Below are 20,158 nucleotides of genomic sequence, written 5' to 3'. Positions count from 1 at the left end.
ATCTGCTGGCATTTTTTATATCTTGAATCTGTATCTCTGATTAAATAACACGAGAGAATTGTTGCTGACGCGCCTTCGCTCGCAGGTACTTATCGAAGCTCATACAAATATTACGGATCAGCAAACGACCTCGCAGCGTCACACGAATTTCATTGTCATCCACTTCCACCAGCTCATCGTTGATGAAGGTCTGAAGTAGCTGTAAGTCTTCTTTAAAGTACTGTTCAAACTTCACTTTAAACTCAGACTCAATGGCTTTCTTGTCTAACTTGAAGTTACAAATCAGCTGCTTAATCACTTCACGACGGAGCAAATCATCGGAGTCCAGAGAGACCCCTTTCCATAGAGCGTGACGAAGTTCGTTGACTTGAGCGTAGTATTTCTTCAGCTCTTTCTGGTTTTGCGCGTACGCATCGCCGATCATCGAGATTGCAGAAACACCAAAGCCAACCAAGTCACATTCACCTTGTGTGGTGTAGCCTTGGAAATTGCGATGCAAAATACCTTCGCGCTGGGCAGCAGCAAGTTCATCGTCCGGCAAAGCAAAGTGGTCCATACCGATAAATTGGTAGCCAGCATCAGTCAGTGTCGCGATGGTGTCTTGCAGAATCGCCATCTTCTCTTCTGCCTTTGGCAGATCTTCGTCTTTAATCTTACGCTGCGCTGCAAATAGCTGTGGCATGTGCGCGTAGTTAAACACGGATAGACGGCCCGGCTGCATCTCTAGCACTTGTTCTAGAGTCTTGGCAAAAGATTCTTTGGTCTGCTTCGGTAAACCGTAAATTAAATCTAGGTTCGTCGAACGAAAGCCTAACTCTTTTGCGCGCGCAACCATCGCAACGATGAACTCTTCATCTTGCTCACGATTCACCAGTTTTTGCACTTCTTTGTTGAAGTCCTGAACACCGATGCTCAAGCGATTGAAGCCTTCACTACGCAGATGATCCAGCATGGTCAGCTCGATTTCACGCGGGTCAACCTCGATACTGATTTCAGCATCGCTACTAAAAGTAAACTCTTGGCGTAGCAGGCTCATTACACGCGTGATTTGCTTTTCAGAGAGAAACGTCGGTGTACCACCACCAAAATGCAATTGCGTCACGGTGCGACCAACAAGTAATGCAGCACGTTGACGAATTTCGTGTTCAAGCACGTCGAGGTATTCATCCGCTTTGTGCGAGTGGCGCGTAATGACTTTATTACATCCACAGTAGTAACAAAGCTTGTGACAGAACGGAATGTGTACGTACAGCGATAATGGGCGTTCTGGGTATTGAGTGCATGCCATATCATAATCAGAAATGGTGAACGCTTCATGAAACTCCAGCGCCGTTGGGTACGACGTATAACGAGGCCCGGAATAGTTGTACTTATCCAATACCGCTTGATCCCAGACGATTTGCTGTTTCGATTCAGTGTGTTGATTCGACATGGTGGTACTTTCCGTTAAATGCTAGGGCAACGAAAGCCGTCACCCGATATTCAGAGCCGCTATTTTGCCATACGACGATGACAAGCGTGGCAACGCCGACTGGCTTTTTAAGTATAAAACTAAAGAAGTGCTAGCGTGATCACGATACCCCTATTAGTCATAAGGAGACTATTGGGGGTCGCGCTTAAATCATCTGAATATTGATTTGATTATTCAGTGGCTGGACGTTTTTCTGCAACACTTTGAGCTCCTCAATAATCGCATCAGTGAGGCGGCTTTCCGCTTTATGACGCGTCAAGTTCTGTTGCATACGCTCTTTCTTGGCAAGTTGTTGGCGTTCTTCGCCACGCGCCATATCTTTCACGATGTGGTAAAGCTCAGAAATCGCAGGGTACGTTTTATCGAAATCAACGCGGTCTTCACCTTGTACATAATCCATGATGTTATACACACGGATACTGATTTCAGATAAATCGCACTGGCCTTGAATGCCCGCCTGACACAAGGTATGCACATTCTCAAAAATGTTGGCGTTACGTTTGTCTATCGCCAATTTTTGATGCTTCAGCTGCAATTCCTTTTGCTTTTTCAATTGAAGCAGAAGGTAACCTGCATAAGAAGCGAGTGCGATGATAATCACAACACCAGCAATAGCTAATAAGGTTACATTCATAGCTTAATTATCCTTTATAGTCGTCGAAATTAATGTCGTCGAAATCTGCCAGCAAGTCATCATCGTTGCGCGTGCTTTTCTCAGCAGGTGCAGTGAAGTCTTCCTCTTCTTCAGGTTCCAACAAACCTAGTTGGTCCATTAGCTTCTCAATGCGATCGAGTTTCTCATCGACGAATTTCTGTAGACCTGTGCCCAGGTTTTCACCCGCTTCAATACGGTCTAGCAACACGTTCAATTGCGCGTCATTTTCTAGCATCTCTAGTTCTTGCTCTGCCGACAAACGACGCTCTTGCTTCGTCATTTTCTTCGCAGGTTCAACAATCAGAGGTATTTTCTTTTTGCTGCCTAAGCGCGGGTCGCGATTTTGTGCAGCAGCTTGCTTTTTCTGCTCATTAACTTCTGAGTTACGGTTACCCGTTTTCAGACCTTTACGCTTTTTAGCACGCTTGCGTAAGCGGCCTTCCACATCAGATTCTGTACGGTTACGAGTTACAACAAACTCAGGTGCACCAGCGGCACCCGGTTTTCTAGATTTTTTACTACGGCTCATTACTGGGGTTTCCTCAGTAAAATTACATCATTACCAATAAATTCGAGTTCGAGCTTATCCCGCTCTGCTAGGAACTGGAACGTGTCACGACTAAAGAACACTACGTGAGTGAGATCGTTCTTATAATGCCATGATTTGAAAGCCTCCACGTCGATGACCATTTTCGTCATCAGGCCTATCCAGCCCCCTGGCTTAACTAAATTCAACCATTGCTTCCACACCAAATCTGGGTGGTAGAGGTGCTCTATCACCTCTGTTGCTGTCATGAAGTCGTACGTTTTTTCTAAAACCGACGTATCAGGGTGGTAGTAGAGATCGTACAACGCCATGTTGTGCCCCGCCTCTTCCAGCATCAAGGAGAGCGTTGGGCCAGGACCACAACCAAAGTCGATACCATTTGATTGTGGAGAAATTCGCTCTGTGATCGGGTCAGCAATACGCGACAAAAAGCGTCGGTAACCCAAATCATCGGGGTTGTTCTCATGCAAATCATAGTGAGCTTTTTCGCTTTCCGCATCCAAACGTTGGTCTGGATTTACGAATACCAAGCTGCACTGCTCACATTGAAGATATTCACGACGCTTATCTTCAAAATAATGGTGAGTGCGCTGATTTTGGCATAAAGGACAGGTATGCATGCTGACTTCCTCAAACAGGGATGCGAAACATACCAGAAAGTGAACTCGGATTGGAGTGTTGTTGAGTATTTTTTCAGCAATTTTTGTTAAAAAACTTTGTTTACAACCTATAAAGCTAAATAAGTGCAGTAATCTCAATTCAAGTTACGGCTGAGCAAGTCAACGGATATAAAAAAAGCGACAGTCAGACTGTCGCTTTCTAAGTGCCATCAATTGGCGAAACTGTGTTGCACACATTTGGTGCACCAATGATCCCTTTGTTTTTAGAGCTTTCCCTGCCAAAAAGAGTTGTTTTTCATCTTCCTGATGAATTTTGGCTATCCGTTTACTTCCTGTCTACTGAGCAACTTCCTGTGCCTGATCCGTTTCACTGTCTTAACCGTCAGACGAGATGACCATCCTTATCTGATAGGCTCCCTACCTATCTAAATCCCTTTCTAAATCACCAAGCATCCGAGCTACATCCTTGGAGACCTAAACCGTGGTCTTCAATCCTTACATTCACCCCCCTGTGAACGACTTCTACTTTACGCCATCCCGTTATGCTCACAAGTAATGGGTTGAAAAAAAATCCGCCTATTTTTCTAAAAAATCAAAATTATCATTTAATCAAAAACTTAAAAACACTAACAAGAAAAAGCCAACATCAAGTATGGCAAATGTCTCACAAACTGCCGAGCCAACTATCGCTTTCGTATCCAAACTCGACTGTGATATCTGTCACGAACAAAAATGCCCTAGTGGATTCACTAGGGCATTTTTGTACAAGTTGCTCGAACGATGTAGGGACATCTACCCAACCAGCTCAAGATGCAGGATCTTGAGCGATTTAGGTATATTAGTGCAGACCGCCAACGTATTTAGACAGCACTTCGATATCTTCGTCTGTCATTTTCTTCGCGATGTCGCGCATCATGGCATTCATATCATTGCCACGGTCGCCATCACGGAATTTTTCTAGCTGAGCTTTGATGTAGTCAGCATGCTGACCAGAAATTTTCGGGAAACCTGAAAGCTCAGTACCATTGCCACGAGGACCATGACATGCAATACATGCGGTTAGGCCACGCTCGGCATCACCAGCGGTATAAAGCGTTTTGCCTTTTGCTACTACATCTTCAGGTGTTGAGTTTTCTGAAACTGGTAGCGAAGCGTAGTAAGCAGATAGGTCTGCGATATCTTCATCGCTCAGTGGCATTGCCATACCACTCATTACAGGATCGTAACGACCTTGTTTACCACCACTTGTCATGCCTAGCTTAAGTTCTTTTAACTGCTTCTCAAGATACTTAGCGTGTTGGCCTGCGAGTTTCGGGTACGTTGTTATTGCACTGTTGCCATCTGCTCCGTGACAGGCGACACAGGTTTGTGATTTTGCTTTACCAGCCTCAATATTACCTTGGGCCCATACTGAGCAACTGGCTAAAAGACTCAAAATTAGCGCTAATTTCTTCATGACATTCCATTATAATTATCAAGCTTCCAGTACCACGGAATGTGAACATACCGCGTACACTCATGGTACAATAGGCGACCTTATGCCGAGCACGGTTATTTTACACATTTTCACAAAAAAGTAATCAATCGACTACACAAAGTCGAGATGGAGTTAACAGTGAGCGTAAAAATTCATTACCAAAATACGCATTTCATCACCAGCGCACCCGATATTCGTCACCTGCCGGAAGACGAAGGTGTCGAAATTGCGTTTGCAGGACGCTCAAACGCTGGTAAATCGAGTGCACTTAACCGTCTAACTAATCAAAAAAGCTTAGCCAAGACATCAAAGACACCTGGTCGTACGCAATTAATCAACCTTTTCAAAGTAGAAGAAGGTTGTCACATTGTCGATCTACCTGGATACGGTTTTGCTCAAGTACCGGTAGAGATGAAAAACAAATGGCAGAAATCTTTGGGTGAATACCTACAGAAACGCGAGTGCCTAAAAGGCTTAGTGGTTCTAATGGACATTCGTCATCCAATGAAAGATCTCGACCAACAAATGATTTTCTGGGCCATCGATAGCCACATTCCTGTGCAGGTTTTGCTAACCAAAGCAGATAAACTAAAAAGTGGTGCACGCAAACAAACTCTACTGAAAGTTCGTAAGCAAGTAGAAACTTTCGGTGGTGACGTTTCTGTTGATGTGTTCTCTTCACTGAAAGGATTAGGTGTCGATCAGCTACGTGCAAAACTGGATACCTGGTTTGCACCAGCACTAGCGCACCTGATAGAAGAAGACGAACAAGAGATACCAGCGAGCGATGAAGAATAATTAACAATATTTGTTAAATTTCTTCGACACGGCCCTGCCATTTGGTGGGGCTTTTGTTTATCTGAACTAAATAACAGGCAATAAAAATCCCCGCCTTCCTGGCAGGGATAACGGGAGAGAAAAATTGGTAATTATTGTTATGTGACGAAGCATTGCTGAACTGAGATTCGATTTCAATAGGTTAAAAAGCGCTCTTGTTTCCTGTGCATCACCAAACATTCACTCGAAAAACACCCAATAGCTTTACAATTCAGACAGTTAAGCCAAGCAAAGCTTCAAAAAAGATGTAACTTAGTTTCCTTCAAGAAAAAATAATAGTGTGACTGGCGTAAATTTACAGGATGAATAACGCGATAAATTTGAAGGAAAAATCGAGATTTTGCAGTGATTTAGAAAGGTCAAAAAAGAAGGTTTCTGAAGGCTTACTTTAAGCTACTGATCCAAAAGAATAATTTTCTTTCGTCCAATAAAAAACGCCCCAGTCAAAAACTGACTGGGGCGGCTGAATCAGCCTAATCCAATAACGTGAAACAAAAGGTCTGAAAGATAGAACATCTTACCTCTGTACCCTACGAGTATTAATGTACAACAATTGGTCAGAATTGCAAAGAATTTTTGTAGTTTTTTTTCATGAAATTTTTATTAAGCAACATCAAAGTTAACTTTGCGCTAGCTTTTTTAATCTCAAAAAAAAGCCAGCGTTTGTGCGCTGGCTCATAATTAATTGGTTATTTTGGTCTAAAAGTGACTAATGAGCTTGATCCCAGTTATCACCGTGACCTGCTTCTGCAACCAACGGTACTTTTAGCTCTGCTGCAGATTCCATCAATTTCTGTACTTTACTTTCAATTTCGGACAATGATGACTCTTCAACTTCAAAGACCAATTCATCGTGTACTTGCATTAATAACTTCACACGACCATTGCCTTCTTCCTGAATCCACTGATCAACCAACAGCATCGCTTTCTTAATAATGTCCGCAGCCGTACCTTGCATTGGTGCGTTGATTGCCGCACGTTCAGCAGCTTTACGACGCATCCCGTTGCGCGATTTGATTTCTGGTAAATGCAAACGTCGACCAAAAATCGTTTCAACATACCCTTTATCTGCTGCCGTGCTGCGTGTGTCTTCCATGTACTGCATCACGCCTGGGTAACGTTCAAAGTATGTATCCATGTACGCTTGAGCCTCACCACGAGGAATGCCTAATTGCTTCGCCAAACCAAACGCACTCATGCCGTAAATAAGACCGAAATTAACCGCTTTCGCACGACGACGTTGCTCACTTGAAACGTCTTCAATAGAAACACCCATGATTTCTGCTGCGGTTGCCGCGTGGATATCTTTGCCATCACGGAATGCATCCAATAACGCTTGGTCACCAGAAAGGTGCGCCATGATGCGAAGTTCGATTTGCGAGTAGTCGACCGCTAAGATTTTATGCCCTGATGGCGCGACAAACGCTTGACGAATACGACGGCCAGCTTCGTTACGAATTGGAATGTTCTGTAAGTTCGGATCAGTAGAAGATAGACGACCCGTTGCAGTCACTGCTTGGTGGTAAGAAGTATGCACGCGCCCCGTTGATGGGTTGATCATCTTCGGCAGTTTGTCGGTGTAAGTTGATTTTAGCTTCGCCAAACCACGGTATTCCAAAATCAGTTTTGGTAGTGGGTAGTCTAGCGCGAGTTCTTGCAGAACTTCTTCATTCGTCGATGGTGTGCCTGATGGCGTTTTCTTCACAACCGGTAAACCCATTTTTTCAAATAGGATGGCTTGTAATTGCTTTGGCGAGTTCATGTTAAACTCTTGCTCTGCAATTTCGTACGCTTTCTTTTCAAGCTCATCAAGGCGAGCGGTAATCTCGACCGACTGCGCACTCAGCTTCATTTCATCGATAAAGACCCCAGTGCGTTCAATGCGCGAAAGAACTGGCACCAACGGCATTTCAATCTCTTCGTAAACTGTCTTCAGGCTTTCATCCTGCTCGATATTAGCAAACAAGCGATTGTGCAGACGAAGGGTCACATCCGCATCTTCTGCCGCGTATGGCGATGCTTGTTCCAGTTCGATTTGGTTAAACGTAAGCTGATTTTTGCCTTTACCTGCAATTTGCTCAAAAGAAATGCAGCTGTGCTGTAGGAAGCGAAGCGCCAAGCTGTCCATATCGTGTTTACCGCCGACACTGTTGTAGATATACGATTCCAACATCGTGTCGTGCTTGATACCTTTTAGCTCAATGTCGTAACGAGCGAGTACAGACGCATCATACTTTAAGTTTTGACCGACTTTTGCTTTCGCTGCATCTTCAAGAATTGGCTTCAGCTGTTCTAGTACCCAATCACGATCAAGCTGTTCAGGCGCATCTAAATAGTCATGTGCAACTGGCACATAAGCCGCAATACCTTCATCGACAGCGAATGACAAACCAACTAGATTCGCTAGCATGTAATCTAGGTTATCGGTCTCCGTATCAAATGCAAACAGCTCAGCCGTTTGAAGTTTATCTAGCCAAGCATTGAAGGTTTCTTTATCCAGAATTGTTTCATATTGGCTGCGATCGATTGTTACCGCAGAAGTTTCCATCTCGGCTTGAGAAGAAGAAGCTTGTGAAGATCCTGCAAGCTCTACGGCCTCCACAGATCCAGAACCGCCTTCAAGTAGTTCATTCAACCAAGATTTAAACGTCAGTTGGCCATACAGCTTCACTAATTCGTCTTTATTTGGTTCCGCTTTCAGCAATGATTCTGGCGTTTCCTCAAGCTCAACATCCAATTTGATGGTCGCGAGCTCATACGAAAGCATGGCATTTTCTTTGTTGTCGATGAGCTTTTTCGCCATGGTTTTAGAACCACGGAAACCAAGCCCTGCAATATCATCGAGGTTTTCATACAACTTCGTCAGACCACCAATACCTTGCAGTAGTGCGGTCGCTGTTTTATCACCGACACCCGGTACACCAGGAATGTTATCTACTTTATCGCCCATCAGTGCTAAGTAGTCGATGATCAACTCAGGTGGAATGCCAAACTTTTCAACCACACCTTCACGATCCATTACGACGTTTGTCATGGTGTTGATCAAGGTAATGTTATCATCCACTAGCTGCGCCATGTCTTTATCACCAGTACTGATCAATACAGGCATGCCCTTTTGTGATGCTTGGTATGCTAACGTACCGATGACGTCATCCGCCTCGACGCCAGGAACACAGATCAGCGGCAAACCCATTGCACGAATAACATTGTGTAATGGTTCAATTTGACAACGCAGGTCATCCGGCATTGGCGGACGATTCGCTTTGTATTCTGCATACATATCATCACGAAAGGTTTTTCCCTTTGCATCGAAAACCACCGCGATGCGCTCAGACGCAAACTGACGCATCATGCTGCGTAACATGTTCACGACGCCGTAAACGGCATTAGTTGGAATTTCACCATTGCTCATGGTGCCCGGGTAGGCGTGAAAAGCGCGATATAGGTAAGAAGAGCCGTCGATAAGGATCAACGGATTTTCAGGAATACTTGCCATAATTGTCTGTATCCAATTCAGTACTTGAGAGATCTGCCTAGGATGCCATGACTGCTGATCTGAATCTATCTTGTTCGCTCGATCTAGGTCGCGTAAATTTTTCCGACTTTATTCAAGAAAACACCACCCCTGTGGATAACTCTGTTTATAGAAATTATCCACTGGTTATCCAATAACAAAAAACACAAGAAAACACCAACTCAACCTATTGATTTGTAATAATAAATTCGCATGACGGCGAGAAGATCAACGATCCTAAAATGATCATCGCATGTGGAAAAGATATTAATAGTGACGTCAAATAGAAATCGTAGAAAAGAAAAAAGCGACCCGAATGGGGTCGCCTAGCAGAAGTGGTAAAGCAAATTCTGTAAATAGAGCAGCTTAACCAAGAAGCTATAAATTACACTGGAAGCAATGTGAGCAATGTCGTGTCAAAAAGAATTCGTGCAAGTTCTCGGAAAAATGTTTCATCACTTCTCAACTTTCAGTTAATTAACTTCTGTTAATAAGTCACTCAACGTCCTTGTGAACTTTCCTCATTCCCTAAGACAGGTTTAATAATAATGATTCTCATTTCGTAGTCAACAGTTAAATGAGAAAAAATCTCATTTATTTTCACATTGCTTTAATGAAATGCACTCGAGACTCTCGAAGATTTACTTTTTCTTCAAACTTTTCAATGATATAGCCATTTCTCAATAACAAGCGAAGCATAGCCGGAAACTGGTTTCGAGATTTCACTTTTAATGTGTTGTAGCCTTGTTCTGCCACCCAATCCTCTTGAGCTTCCAAAAGCAGCTGTGCCACGCCTTCATTTCGAGCTTCAGGGACAACACCACCTAACCAGCTATAGAAAACACCATCCTCTAATTCGTAACCTATTTTGAAGCCGACAATCGTGCCATTTTTTTCTGCAACGAGGATTAAACTGTTTTTCTCTTCTAAACGTTGAGTCATGGAGTCTACCGTTTCTCCTTTCGAAAACTCGGTAACACGCGCCACAACTTGAAGTGCTTCTTCCAATGTGCCTTCACGAATCAGCATTGTCATTGTTCTCTTCTCCAAAATAAAAATACCCAAGCACCTTGGATTGTTACTGTTGTAATCCGCCTGAGGTTACTTGGGTATATACAGACGAACAACTCTTGTTGGTCTGGTATTTCTCACTGAGCGATAATTACTCTTCTGTCGCTTCCGGAGTACGATTTAGGTGTTGAGCAGTTTGTGCATTCTCTTCTGCCAACCACTCAGCAACGTCTTTCGCAAAGTACGTTAAGATGCCATCTGCACCTGCACGTTTGAAGCACAATAGTGATTCCATCACAATTTCACGCTCTTTGAGCCAGCCATTCATGATCGCCGCTTTATGCATCGCGTACTCACCAGACACCTGATAAGCAAACGTCGGTACCTGAAGTTCGGTTTTAACTCGGCGAACTACATCTAAGTATGGCATACCAGGTTTAACCATCACCATGTCCGCACCTTCATTGATGTCTAGCGCCACTTCATGGATCGCTTCGTCAATGTTTGCAGGGTCCATTTGGTAGTTTTTCTTGTTGCCGCCTTTTAGATTTGAAGAAGAGCCAACCGCATCACGGAATGGTCCGTAGTAGTTCGATGCGTACTTAGCCGAGTAAGCCATGATTTGAGTATGAATGTAGCCCGCGTTTTCTAATGCTTCGCGGATCTTACCAATTCGGCCATCCATCATGTCTGAAGGCGCGACTACGTCAGCACCCGCTTCTGCATGAGACAAAGCCTGCTTAACCAATACTTCTGTGGTTTCATCATTCATTACGTAGCCATCTTCATCGATGATGCCGTCTTGGCCATGTGTCGTGAATGGGTCGAGTGCCACGTCTGTGATTACACCAATTTGAGGAATGTGTTCTTTAAGCGCTCGTACTGCTCGCTGAACCAAACCTTCTGGGTTGTAGGCTTCAGTAGCACATAAGCTTTTAGCGTCTTGATTTACGACAGGGAAAAGCGCGATTGCTGGAACGCCTAGATTTGCAAGGTATTGTGCTTCTTCTAGCATTAAATCAATCGACAAACGCTCTACACCCGGCATGGACTCCACGCTCTCACGACGATCTTTACCCATAAGAATGAACATTGGGTAAATCAGATCATTAACAGAAAGTTGGTTCTCAGCCATCAAACGACGACTAAAATCGTGCTTACGTAAACGACGCATACGGCGTGCAGGGAATGGACCTTGAATTGATACAGACACCATTTTCTCCTTGTCTGGACGGTTATGATGATCAAATCATCTGGTGAACAAAATCATATCACTCTTGATGCATGTTGCGAGTGACAATCTGGAAAAAGGTAATGAAAAAAACTGAAAATGACCCAGCACTCACACTCAAGTATACTTCGAATACGAAACCAACCATGAAGCACAGAGAGTAACGATGATCGATACCCACGCGCACATCTATGCTAGCGAATTTGATAACGACCGCGATGAAGTAGTACAACGCGCCTTAACGCAAGGCATTAATAAAATCCTGTTGCCAAACATCGATCTGGACTCAATTGAGCCCATGCTAAAAACCGAAGCGGCATATCCTGACGTATGCCACTCAATGATGGGGCTGCACCCTTGTTATGTGGACAGCAATGTTGAACAAACGTTGGAGATCATCCGCGGTTGGTTTGAGAAACACAAGTTTATTGCGGTGGGCGAAATTGGTATCGACCTATATTGGGATAAAACCTATCGTGCTGAGCAAGAAATGGCGTTCGTAGCTCAACTTAACTGGGCAAAAGAGATGGATTTACCAGTCGTTATCCACACTCGTGATTCGATTGAAGAAACACTCACTTTGCTACGACAAGAGCAAGATGGTCGTCTGCGTGGTGTATTCCACTGTTTTGGAGGCAGCTTAGAAGAAGCACAAGCAATCAATGAGCTAGGCTTCCACTTAGGCTTGGGTGGCGTATCAACCTTTAAGAATGGCGGGATGGATAAAGTCATTCCACATTTGGATATGCAGTGGGTCATTTTAGAAACCGACTGTCCATATTTAGCGCCGGTGCCACACCGTGGTAAACGTAATGAACCAGCCTACACTTCTCTCGTTGCACAACGTGTTGCCGACTTGCGTGATGTCGACATCGCAACCATCGATGCCATAACGACTGAGAATGCCAAAACGCTGTTTAATATTTAATTCACGAGAATTGAAAAAAGCGACGAAATCAACGTCGCTTTTTTATCACCTAAACTATTGAATGAACGATTCAACCCGTTGAAATAGTAGAACAATCCATACAAAATTATTGATAAACATAATAATTAACTAGCAACTCTACTTACTTCTCATATCGTCACTTTACTTCGTCCGCTTTGCAAAACTGTCGACAACTCGACACATTATTTTTCTATACTGATTTACGCCCATTAATTAGCACAAATGTAAAACAGCATGAATATGGAAGTTGAAGTGTGTACACATGGTGCTTACTTACAACGCGTACCGCGCAGTTTTTTTCAAAAGCTGCTGGGCATCAAGGAAGTATACGTATGCACAAAATGTGGTTACGTCATGAAAGTTAAGTAATTAGCCCAAGAAAAAACCAACCGCAAAAAAAGCGGCTCAATTGAGCCGCTTTTCACATCTAGATTAGCCTTATTCTTTGGTTTCCGCTTCTACTTCTTCGCTTCGACGAGTATAAAAACGCGCGAAGAACAAACCGACTTCAAACAGTAAACACATCGGAATAGCGAGTAAGGTTTGCGAGATCATGTCTGGTGGCGTTAACACCATACCTACGACAAACGCAGCCACTATAATATAAGGACGTTTCTGTCTTAAATCTTCTGGTGTAGTGGCCCCAGTCCAACACAACAAAATAATCGCAACAGGCACCTCAAATGCGATACCAAACGCCATAAATAGCGCCAGCACAAAGTCGAGATAACTCGAGATATCAGTTGCAAACTCTACTCCACCAAGAGAGATGGCGGTAAAGAAGCCAAACACCAATGGAAATACCACGAAGTAGGCAAATGCCACTCCACAGTAGAACAATAGCGAACTAGAGAACAGCAATGGCATGATCAATCGACGTTCATGCTTGTACAAACCTGGCGCTACAAATGCCCACACTTGATACAAGATAAACGGCACCGCAATAAATACCGAAGCAATTAACGTCAGCTTAAGTGGCGTAAAAAAAGGTGACGCTACATCCGTAGCAATCATGGTCGCGCCTTCAGGTAGACGTTCTACTAAAGGTGCGGAAACAAACTCGTAAATGTGGTTAGAGAAATAAATTAGTCCGACAAACACGACCAACACTGCGAGGATTGAGCGCAGTAGTCGGTTGCGAAGCTCCAACAAATGACTAATTAAAGGTTGTGTCTGCTCGACGGTAGACATGGCAAACCTCTTATTAAAAACCAGATCAAAAAGGAGCTACCAATCACTAGTAGCTCCTCCTAATGAGACTATTCGGCTTTCTTATCTGCCGCTGTAACCTTGCTCTCTTGCGCTTTCACGGCCTCTTCGACTGCTGGCTCTGTTTTTACAGGCTCAGCCTCTGAATCGATGTTCTTTGCGTAAGGACGATTTACAGATTGCGCTGCCTTCTTCAACTCTTCAACTGAAGATTTCAACTCAGGGGACAAATCATCCATCCCCATTTGTTCTGCTTTGCGCAAGTTTTCTTGCAGCTCTTGGACTTTCAGCTCGTGTGACAATTCGTCTTTGACGCTATTTGCCATACTCTTAGCGGCACCGATAAAGCGAGACACGCTGCGAATAGCATGAGGCAAACGCTCCGGCCCAAGAACGACCAGACCAACAACAGATATTAATACCAGTTCCCAAAAACCGATATCAAACACGTTTTACGCCTGCTCTTTGTCTTTTTTCGTTTCAGGAGCAGCTTCTTTTTTCTGCTGCTCTTCTAGACTTTTTGGTTCGAAGTCTGCGTCTTTGTCATTTTTCGCAGGTTCATCTTCGCTCATCGCTTTTTTGAAGCCCTTAACGGCACCACCCAGATCGCCACCGATACCGCGTAGTTTCTTTGTTCCGAATAGCAATACAACAATTACAGCAATGATTAGAAGTTGCCAAACACTGATACCACCCATTCTCTTTACCTCGGGTCTTTAAACAAACAAAAATATTTCAAGAGTTTAACGTCTATTGACGATAAGCTCGCCAACTAAGCAGCCAAAATGTGACACCTGCGATACCGCAGGCCAACGAAAGCTGCTCAAAAGCATCGTTCACCAATATTGCCGAGCATACGACTAAAGTCGCGCCAACGCCAAACAAAAACTTTCCTGTCGCCTGCTGGCGCTTGCTCTGGCGATACCCTTGATAAAGCTGATCCATACGTTGATTCATCGCTTTACCTTGTTTCAGGCTATCGTAAAGTAGCTCTGGCAGTTCAGGTAATTTCTCTGCCCAAAATGGTGCGCGGTCTTTAATCGCATTCACTAGAGCTTGTGGCCCAACTTGATTCATCATCCATTCCTCCAGGAATGGTTTTGCGGTCTCCCACAAATCAAGTTGAGGATATAGCTGCCTACCAAGCCCTTCCACGTACAACAGCGTTTTTTGCAACAGTACAAGCTGTGGCTGAACCTCCATATTGAATCGACGTGCCGTATTGAACAAATTCAACAACACATGACCAAAGGAGATTTCGCACAATGGCTTAGCAAAAATAGGCTCACACACAATGCGAATCGCGAACTCAAACTCATCGACATTGGTATCCGCAGGCACCCACCCTGAATCCACATGTAACTCCGCCACTCGGCGGTAGTCACGATTGAAAAACGCCAGGAAGTTTTCCGCCAGATAACGCTTGTCTTCGCTATTAAGTGTACCAACGATTCCGCAATCTAGCCCTATCCACATTGGGTTCTCTGGATGTTCGGGTTTGACGAACACATTACCCGGATGCATATCGGCATGGAAAAAGCTGTCTCGGAACACCTGAGTGAAGAACACACTCACACCGCGTTCCGCGAGCAATTTCATATTGGTGCCATTTGCTTTCAAGCCTTCAATATCAGAGACTTGAATGCCATATATTCGCTCAGAAACCATGACAGTTTCATTACTGAAGTCGGGAAAAACTTCAGGAACATATAATTCTTCGCTGCCCTCAAAGTTGCGGCGCAACTGAATGGCATTCGCCGCCTCACGTCGCAAGTCGAGTTCATCAAGCAGGGTTTTCTCGTACTCACGCACGACTTCAACTGGTTTTAAACGACGTGCTTCAGGCATCGCTCCGGCGACTATACGCGCCATTCGGTGCATCAGTTTTAGATCTGAATCAATGACTGGGCGAATATCTGGGCGGATAACCTTTAATACCACTTCTTGGTTAGTGTCTTTTATGCGCGCAGTATGTACTTGAGCGATCGACGCAGACGCGAGAGGCTTAATATCAAACTCGGTAAACCATTTTTCTAACGGACCACCTAATGCTTGCTCCATCTGCTTTTTTGCCAACTCGCCATCAAAAGGCGCGACTTGGTCTTGAAGTAAAGCTAGGGGATCAGCGATATGCGGAGGAAATAAGTCACGGCGCGTCGACATCATCTGACCGAACTTAATCCAAACCGGCCCCAGCTCTTGCAGTGCTAAACGCAGACGTTCACCGAGTGGTTTTTCTGGGTGCTTGTTCTTAATCCAAAACAAGCTTTTGCGCAGTAAAAGCGGCGCTTTGGTCAGTTGGTGATCGGGAAGCAGCTCATCTAAGCCGTATTCCAGTTGTACTTTGGCGATGTGGTATAAGCGCTTTAGTTCTGCTGGCGTCATGGTTTCTCCAATGCAGGCTTATCTGCATCCAGCTTATTCAGCAAAGCCGTTAAACGAGCTTCAATACGAGAAGCCTGGCTGCGAACCTCATCAACTTGGTCGCAGAAATAGGCCACTTCTAACGGAGCGGGAGCCAGTTTCCATTCTTCAGTCACTACTTGCGCAAGATGACGCTGGTGTTTTTCTGCTTGAGACGCAAGAAAGTTGCCGATGTTTTTTGAACCTTGCACAAAGGTATGTGCGGCGACATCGCCAGTCACGCGAGACAACCACTCTTCAACATCTGGTTTGCAATCCACCATCAACTGAGAGAATTTCTGCGCCAATTGAATATCGCCTTCGAGTTCAAGTTTATCTTGTTTAATAAGACGAGTGATGTTGGCCTGATCGCGCAGCTCTGGTAACACACTCAAGTTGAGCGATAGATAGCAGTTAGGCTGCCCTTCGTAATGACCAAGCACATCAATTTGCTGACTAAAAACGAATGTCAGTGTTTTATTGATCTCTTTCAGGTGAACTTGAATAACTTGGCCTTTTAGACGCGCTAAACGACGGCCCAATGCAGGGTCGTCTTTGATCAGTGTATTCAGTGACGTTTCAATCACAGCGGTGATAAGTGGTTCAAATGGCATGCCGTTAACCCTTAGAATTTATAACCGCGATGCAAAGCCACAATACCACCAGTTAAGTTGTAGTATTTGGTGTTTTCAAAACCTGCGTCTTGCATCATGCCTTCCAGCGTTTCTTGGTCTGGATGCATACGGATTGACTCCGCTAGGTAGCGGTAACTCTCTGAGTCATTCGCAACTAGCTCACCGATTCTCGGCAACAAGTGGAATGAATATGCGTCGTATACTTTCGATAACGGCTCTAGCACTGGTTTTGAAAATTCCAACACCAATAGACGGCCGCCTGGCTTCAGTACGCGGAACATTGAACGAAGCGCTTTGTCTTTGTCTGTCACATTACGCAAACAAAAACTGATGGTGATGACATCAAAATAATCATCAGGGAACGGCAGTTCTTCTGCGTTGGCTTGAACGTAATGCACGTTACCCACAATACCGTTGTCACGCAGTTTATCGCGACCAACGTTAAGCATTGAGTTATTGATATCGGCAAGGATGACATGGCCTTCATCGCCAACAATGCGCGAGAATTTCGCCGTCAAATCCCCCGTACCACCACCTAGGTCAAGAATACGCTGGCCAGGGCGAGCGCCACTACAATCGATAGTGAAGCGCTTCCAAAGGCGGTGAATACCACCTGACATCAGGTCATTCATGATGTCGTATTTTGTTGCCACGGAGTGGAATACTTCGGCAACCTTAGTCACTTTTTCGTCTTTTGCCACTGTAGAGAAACCAAAGTGAGTGGTTTCATTCTCTAACGCTGTATTGGATTGCAAACTTGTGTCCGTCATTCTAATTCCTCTTAGGCAGCGCTTTCCTCTACGGGGCGTTTGTTGACAAATAAAATCGCCCACTGCACTGCGGGCGATTAGTTTACTTTATCCTCAGCCGGATGTCTTTCTACTAACGGGTCATTTTCTGAAAATGCATCACTCTGCGCTAACTGTGCGAGGTCGGAAGAAATCGGTCGTTTAATTTCAACTCCCAAGTATTTAAAGCTTTCGGCTTGGCGAATCACATTTCCGCGCCCTGTGGCAAGCTTGTTCATCGCACCTTGATAGCTTTGATTCGCCTTATCCAGCGCACCGCCGAGCCCCTCCATGTCGTCTACAAACAATCGTAATTTGTCGTAGAGTTTTGTCGCACGCTGCGCAATCATTTTGGCGTTTTCATTTTGGCGTTCATTGCGCCATAGATTATCAATGGTGCGCAGTGCCACCAGCAACGTTGTTGGGCTCACCAAAATGATGTTTTGCTCCATCGCGTCTTTGATCAAACTTGGATCGGCTTGAATCGCGACTTGGAACGCCGGCTCAACCGGGATAAACATCAGAACATAGTCCAAACTCTGAATACCTTTGAGTTTGTGGTAGTCCTTCATGCTTAACCCTTTGATATGTGCACGTAGAGCAGCTAAGTGCGCATTCAAAGCCTGATCGCGCTCAGCATCAGTTTCGGCGTTGAAGTAGCGCTCATAGGCAACCAGCGCCATTTTAGAATCCACAACCACTTGTTTGTTTTGTGGGAGATGCACAATGACATCAGGTTGGTAACGCTTGCCTGCTTCATTTTGTAAGTTCACCTGAGTCTGATATTCGTGCCCTTCACGCAAGCCAGATTCGGCAAGTACCCTAGCGAGCACCACTTCGCCCCAGTTACCTTGCTGTTTGTTGTCCCCTTTCAACGCTTGGGTCAAATTAACCGCTTCGCGCGTCATTTGCTCGTTCAAACGTTGCAGGTTTTTCAGCTCATGCACTAGGGTATGGCGCTCTTTAGCTTCTTGGCTAAAGCTGTCATTAACGTGCTTTTTGAACCCTTCTAACTGTTCTCTAAGCGGTGACAACAAGCCTTCTAAACTCTGACGGTTTTGCAAATCGACCTTCGCGGTTTTTTCTTCAAACAATTGGTTGGCCAAGTGCTCAAATTGTTGTTTCAAGCGTGCTTCCGCTTGTTCTAAAATTTGCAGTTTTTCGGCATTAGCTTGGTTAATTTGCTCATGGCGAGCTTGCTGTTCACGCAGTTGCGTTTCTAGACGTGATTTGTGTTCACGCATTTGACCAAGCTCATCAAAGTATTGCTGGCGCTCTTGCTTTACGGCCTCGAAGTAACGCAGTTTTTCCATAGCTGCCATCAGCTTTCCGTGCGTTTGACGCACTTCAAACGCGGCTTTATCGCGCTCATCATCTAATTCATCCAACTCTTGCTGAGCATCGGCAAGGCTTTGCTTGACCTGTTCAAGTTGCTGTTGATGAAGCTGTTTTTCTGAAAAAAGTTGTTGCTCGAGAAGCTGAGTTTGGGTGATAAAACGCTGTTTCACCCACCAACCGGCAGCGACACCACTAAGCGTGGCAGCACAAAGAGAAGAGAGAATGAGAGATTGGTACTCAAGAATCCATTGCATAATAGCGAGTTAGCCTGTGTTTTGTATCTATAACAATGGTATTTAGACACTGGATAAATGTCCAGTTTGTTGGATGAAAAATCCTCGCATACACTAGGCCTTCCTATAATATTCTTTCTTCCGCTCAAATTATCCAAACCGAGCGGCACATCATCACGCAGAGGCATCATGAACGAGCGTCGCGCCCTAGGATTTGGGCTCTCAGCAGTATTACTTTGGTCTACCGTTGCAACCGCATTTAAACTCACGCTGGCAGAATTTACGCCGATTCAAATGCTATGCATTGCCAGCATCGTCTCTGCGATTGCACTAACAGTAATCTGTGGTGTGCAAGGTAAACTGGGCCAGTTAAGCGCTACATTTTTCTCAAACCCTTGGTATTACCTACTGCTTGGGTTGATTAACCCTTTGGCGTATTACGTTATTCTGTTCAAAGCATATGACTTGCTGCCCGCATCTCAGGCCCAAGCGATCAACTACAGCTGGGCCATCACCTTAACGCTAATGGCCGCTGTTTTCTTAGGACAAAAGATCCGTGGTAAGGACTGGCTGGCTTGCAGTTTTAGTTATGTCGGCGTGATAGTGATTGCCACACAAGGCAATCTTTTAGGCATGGAATTTGAGAGCCCGTTGGGTGTTGGTCTTGCGCTGCTATCAACACTGCTGTGGGCCGGTTACTGGATTTTAAATACCAAAAATAAGGCGGACCCTGTGGTTGGCGTTCTGCTCGGCTTTTTGGTCGCTATTCCATTCGCCATTGGTTTAAGTCTTTATGAAGGTGCGAACTGGCAGATGATCTCAGCTAAAGGCTGGGCAGCGGTGACGTATGTCGGACTGTTTGAAATGGGGATCACTTTCGTTTTGTGGCTGAGCGCACTCAAATCAACGCAAAACACCGCGCGTATCAGTAATCTGATCTTTGCTTCTCCATTTATCTCACTCATGTTGTTAGCTACCATCATCGGCGAAGAAATTCATCCTTCAACCTTGATTGGCCTGGTATTGATCATCAGTGGCTTAGTCATTCAGCAAGTCTCATGGGGTAAGAAAACCAAAGCGGTAAACGCTTCTTAATCACCTATCAAAAGCCCTAAAAAAAGATGCAATAAGTTGGATAAAAAAGAGATATAGATAACATTTTAATGATAGAAAGCACTTTACGCTGCTAGGATTTAGCTACGCGTTGGATACGATACTCACAAAGCCCAATAGCTTACGC

Annotated in this window: 18 protein-coding genes; 3 read left to right on the top strand and 15 right to left on the bottom strand. The window is 44.6% G+C overall.

All coding sequences use genetic code 11. From position 1 onward, the window contains the following. Positions 1–40: 40 nt before the first annotated feature. The 5 genes from hemN to R7Z47_RS16295 all read right to left on the bottom strand — a co-directional run bounded on the left by hemN (position 41) and on the right by R7Z47_RS16295 (position 4,749). On the bottom strand, positions 41–1,432 hold the full coding sequence (hemN, locus tag R7Z47_RS16315; protein ID WP_258482113.1) for an oxygen-independent coproporphyrinogen III oxidase: 1,392 nt from the start codon (positions 1,430–1,432) through the stop codon (positions 41–43). Between the two features lie 184 nt (positions 1,433–1,616). Beyond that, positions 1,617–2,105, bottom strand: a complete 489-nt coding sequence (locus R7Z47_RS16310) for a DUF2489 domain-containing protein (RefSeq protein ID WP_005379254.1) — start codon at positions 2,103–2,105, stop codon at positions 1,617–1,619. 7 nt (positions 2,106–2,112) lie between these two features. Further along, a complete protein-coding gene (gene yihI / locus R7Z47_RS16305; RefSeq protein WP_005379252.1) occupies positions 2,113–2,655 on the bottom strand; it encodes a Der GTPase-activating protein YihI in 543 nt (180 codons plus the stop codon). After that, positions 2,655–3,293: a class I SAM-dependent methyltransferase gene (locus tag R7Z47_RS16300; protein WP_005379250.1), complete on the bottom strand. Its 639-nt coding sequence runs from the start codon at positions 3,291–3,293 to the stop codon at positions 2,655–2,657. The genes yihI and R7Z47_RS16300 overlap by 1 nt, the downstream gene beginning before the upstream one ends. Before the next feature lie 838 nt (positions 3,294–4,131). Continuing rightward, entirely contained in the window at positions 4,132–4,749 is a 618-nt protein-coding gene (locus tag R7Z47_RS16295; protein WP_005379248.1) for a c-type cytochrome, read from the bottom strand. A 159-nt stretch (positions 4,750–4,908) separates the two neighbouring features. Here R7Z47_RS16295 and yihA point away from each other — a divergent pair, with 159 nt between their 5' ends. Beyond that, positions 4,909–5,568: a ribosome biogenesis GTP-binding protein YihA/YsxC gene (gene yihA, locus R7Z47_RS16290; RefSeq protein WP_017635019.1), complete on the top strand. Its 660-nt coding sequence runs from the start codon at positions 4,909–4,911 to the stop codon at positions 5,566–5,568. Between the two features lie 748 nt (positions 5,569–6,316). Here yihA and polA read toward each other — a convergent pair. From polA to hemB, 3 genes are all read right to left on the bottom strand, one after another. Continuing rightward, positions 6,317–9,103 carry a DNA polymerase I gene (gene polA, locus R7Z47_RS16285; RefSeq protein WP_005379246.1) on the bottom strand — a complete coding sequence of 929 codons (2,787 nt, stop codon included), beginning with the start codon at positions 9,101–9,103 and terminating at the stop codon, positions 6,317–6,319. A gap of 618 nt (positions 9,104–9,721) precedes the next feature. Further along, a complete protein-coding gene (locus tag R7Z47_RS16280) occupies positions 9,722–10,156 on the bottom strand; it encodes a GNAT family N-acetyltransferase (RefSeq protein WP_005379245.1) in 435 nt (144 codons plus the stop codon). A 127-nt stretch (positions 10,157–10,283) separates the two neighbouring features. Continuing rightward, positions 10,284–11,345 (bottom strand): porphobilinogen synthase, encoded by a 1,062-nt coding sequence (gene hemB / locus R7Z47_RS16275; RefSeq protein WP_031777176.1) that lies wholly within the window; start codon positions 11,343–11,345, stop codon positions 10,284–10,286. Positions 11,346–11,529: 184 nt separating this feature from the next. On the opposite strand from hemB, the gene R7Z47_RS16270 reads away from it, so the two are divergent. Beyond that, on the top strand, positions 11,530–12,291 hold the full coding sequence (locus tag R7Z47_RS16270) for a TatD family hydrolase (protein WP_203345744.1): 762 nt from the start codon (positions 11,530–11,532) through the stop codon (positions 12,289–12,291). Positions 12,292–12,750: 459 nt separating this feature from the next. Here the strand turns inward: R7Z47_RS16270 and tatC are convergent, their stop codons facing one another. From tatC to rmuC, 7 genes are all read right to left on the bottom strand, one after another. Further along, on the bottom strand, positions 12,751–13,503 hold the full coding sequence (tatC, locus tag R7Z47_RS16265; protein WP_171343029.1) for a twin-arginine translocase subunit TatC: 753 nt from the start codon (positions 13,501–13,503) through the stop codon (positions 12,751–12,753). A gap of 68 nt (positions 13,504–13,571) precedes the next feature. Continuing rightward, complete coding sequence (tatB, locus tag R7Z47_RS16260; protein ID WP_262606843.1) at positions 13,572–13,970, bottom strand: Sec-independent protein translocase protein TatB; 399 nt, start codon at positions 13,968–13,970, stop codon at positions 13,572–13,574. 3 nt (positions 13,971–13,973) lie between these two features. After that, positions 13,974–14,219: a Sec-independent protein translocase subunit TatA gene (tatA, locus tag R7Z47_RS16255; protein WP_005382958.1), complete on the bottom strand. Its 246-nt coding sequence runs from the start codon at positions 14,217–14,219 to the stop codon at positions 13,974–13,976. A 52-nt stretch (positions 14,220–14,271) separates the two neighbouring features. Beyond that, entirely contained in the window at positions 14,272–15,906 is a 1,635-nt protein-coding gene (ubiB, locus tag R7Z47_RS16250; RefSeq protein ID WP_005379226.1) for a ubiquinone biosynthesis regulatory protein kinase UbiB, read from the bottom strand. Then, on the bottom strand, positions 15,903–16,538 hold the full coding sequence (locus R7Z47_RS16245; protein WP_005379213.1) for an SCP2 domain-containing protein: 636 nt from the start codon (positions 16,536–16,538) through the stop codon (positions 15,903–15,905). Before R7Z47_RS16245 ends, ubiB begins: the two co-directional genes overlap by 4 nt. A gap of 11 nt (positions 16,539–16,549) precedes the next feature. Then, entirely contained in the window at positions 16,550–17,329 is a 780-nt protein-coding gene (gene ubiE, locus R7Z47_RS16240) for a bifunctional demethylmenaquinone methyltransferase/2-methoxy-6-polyprenyl-1,4-benzoquinol methylase UbiE (RefSeq protein WP_005379210.1), read from the bottom strand. A gap of 77 nt (positions 17,330–17,406) precedes the next feature. After that, complete coding sequence (gene rmuC / locus R7Z47_RS16235; protein WP_262606842.1) at positions 17,407–18,939, bottom strand: DNA recombination protein RmuC; 1,533 nt, start codon at positions 18,937–18,939, stop codon at positions 17,407–17,409. 168 nt (positions 18,940–19,107) lie between these two features. Between rmuC and R7Z47_RS16230 the strand changes: the two genes are divergently transcribed. Further along, positions 19,108–20,013, top strand: a complete 906-nt coding sequence (locus R7Z47_RS16230; protein WP_262606841.1) for a DMT family transporter — start codon at positions 19,108–19,110, stop codon at positions 20,011–20,013. The last annotated feature ends 145 nt before the right edge of the window (positions 20,014–20,158 follow it).

Source organism: Vibrio sp. 1641, assembly GCF_033339995.1.
Lineage (GTDB): Bacteria > Pseudomonadota > Gammaproteobacteria > Enterobacterales > Vibrionaceae > Vibrio > Vibrio alginolyticus.
Note: the sequence above shows the minus strand (reverse complement) of the source record. Positions and strands in the feature narration are given on the sequence as shown.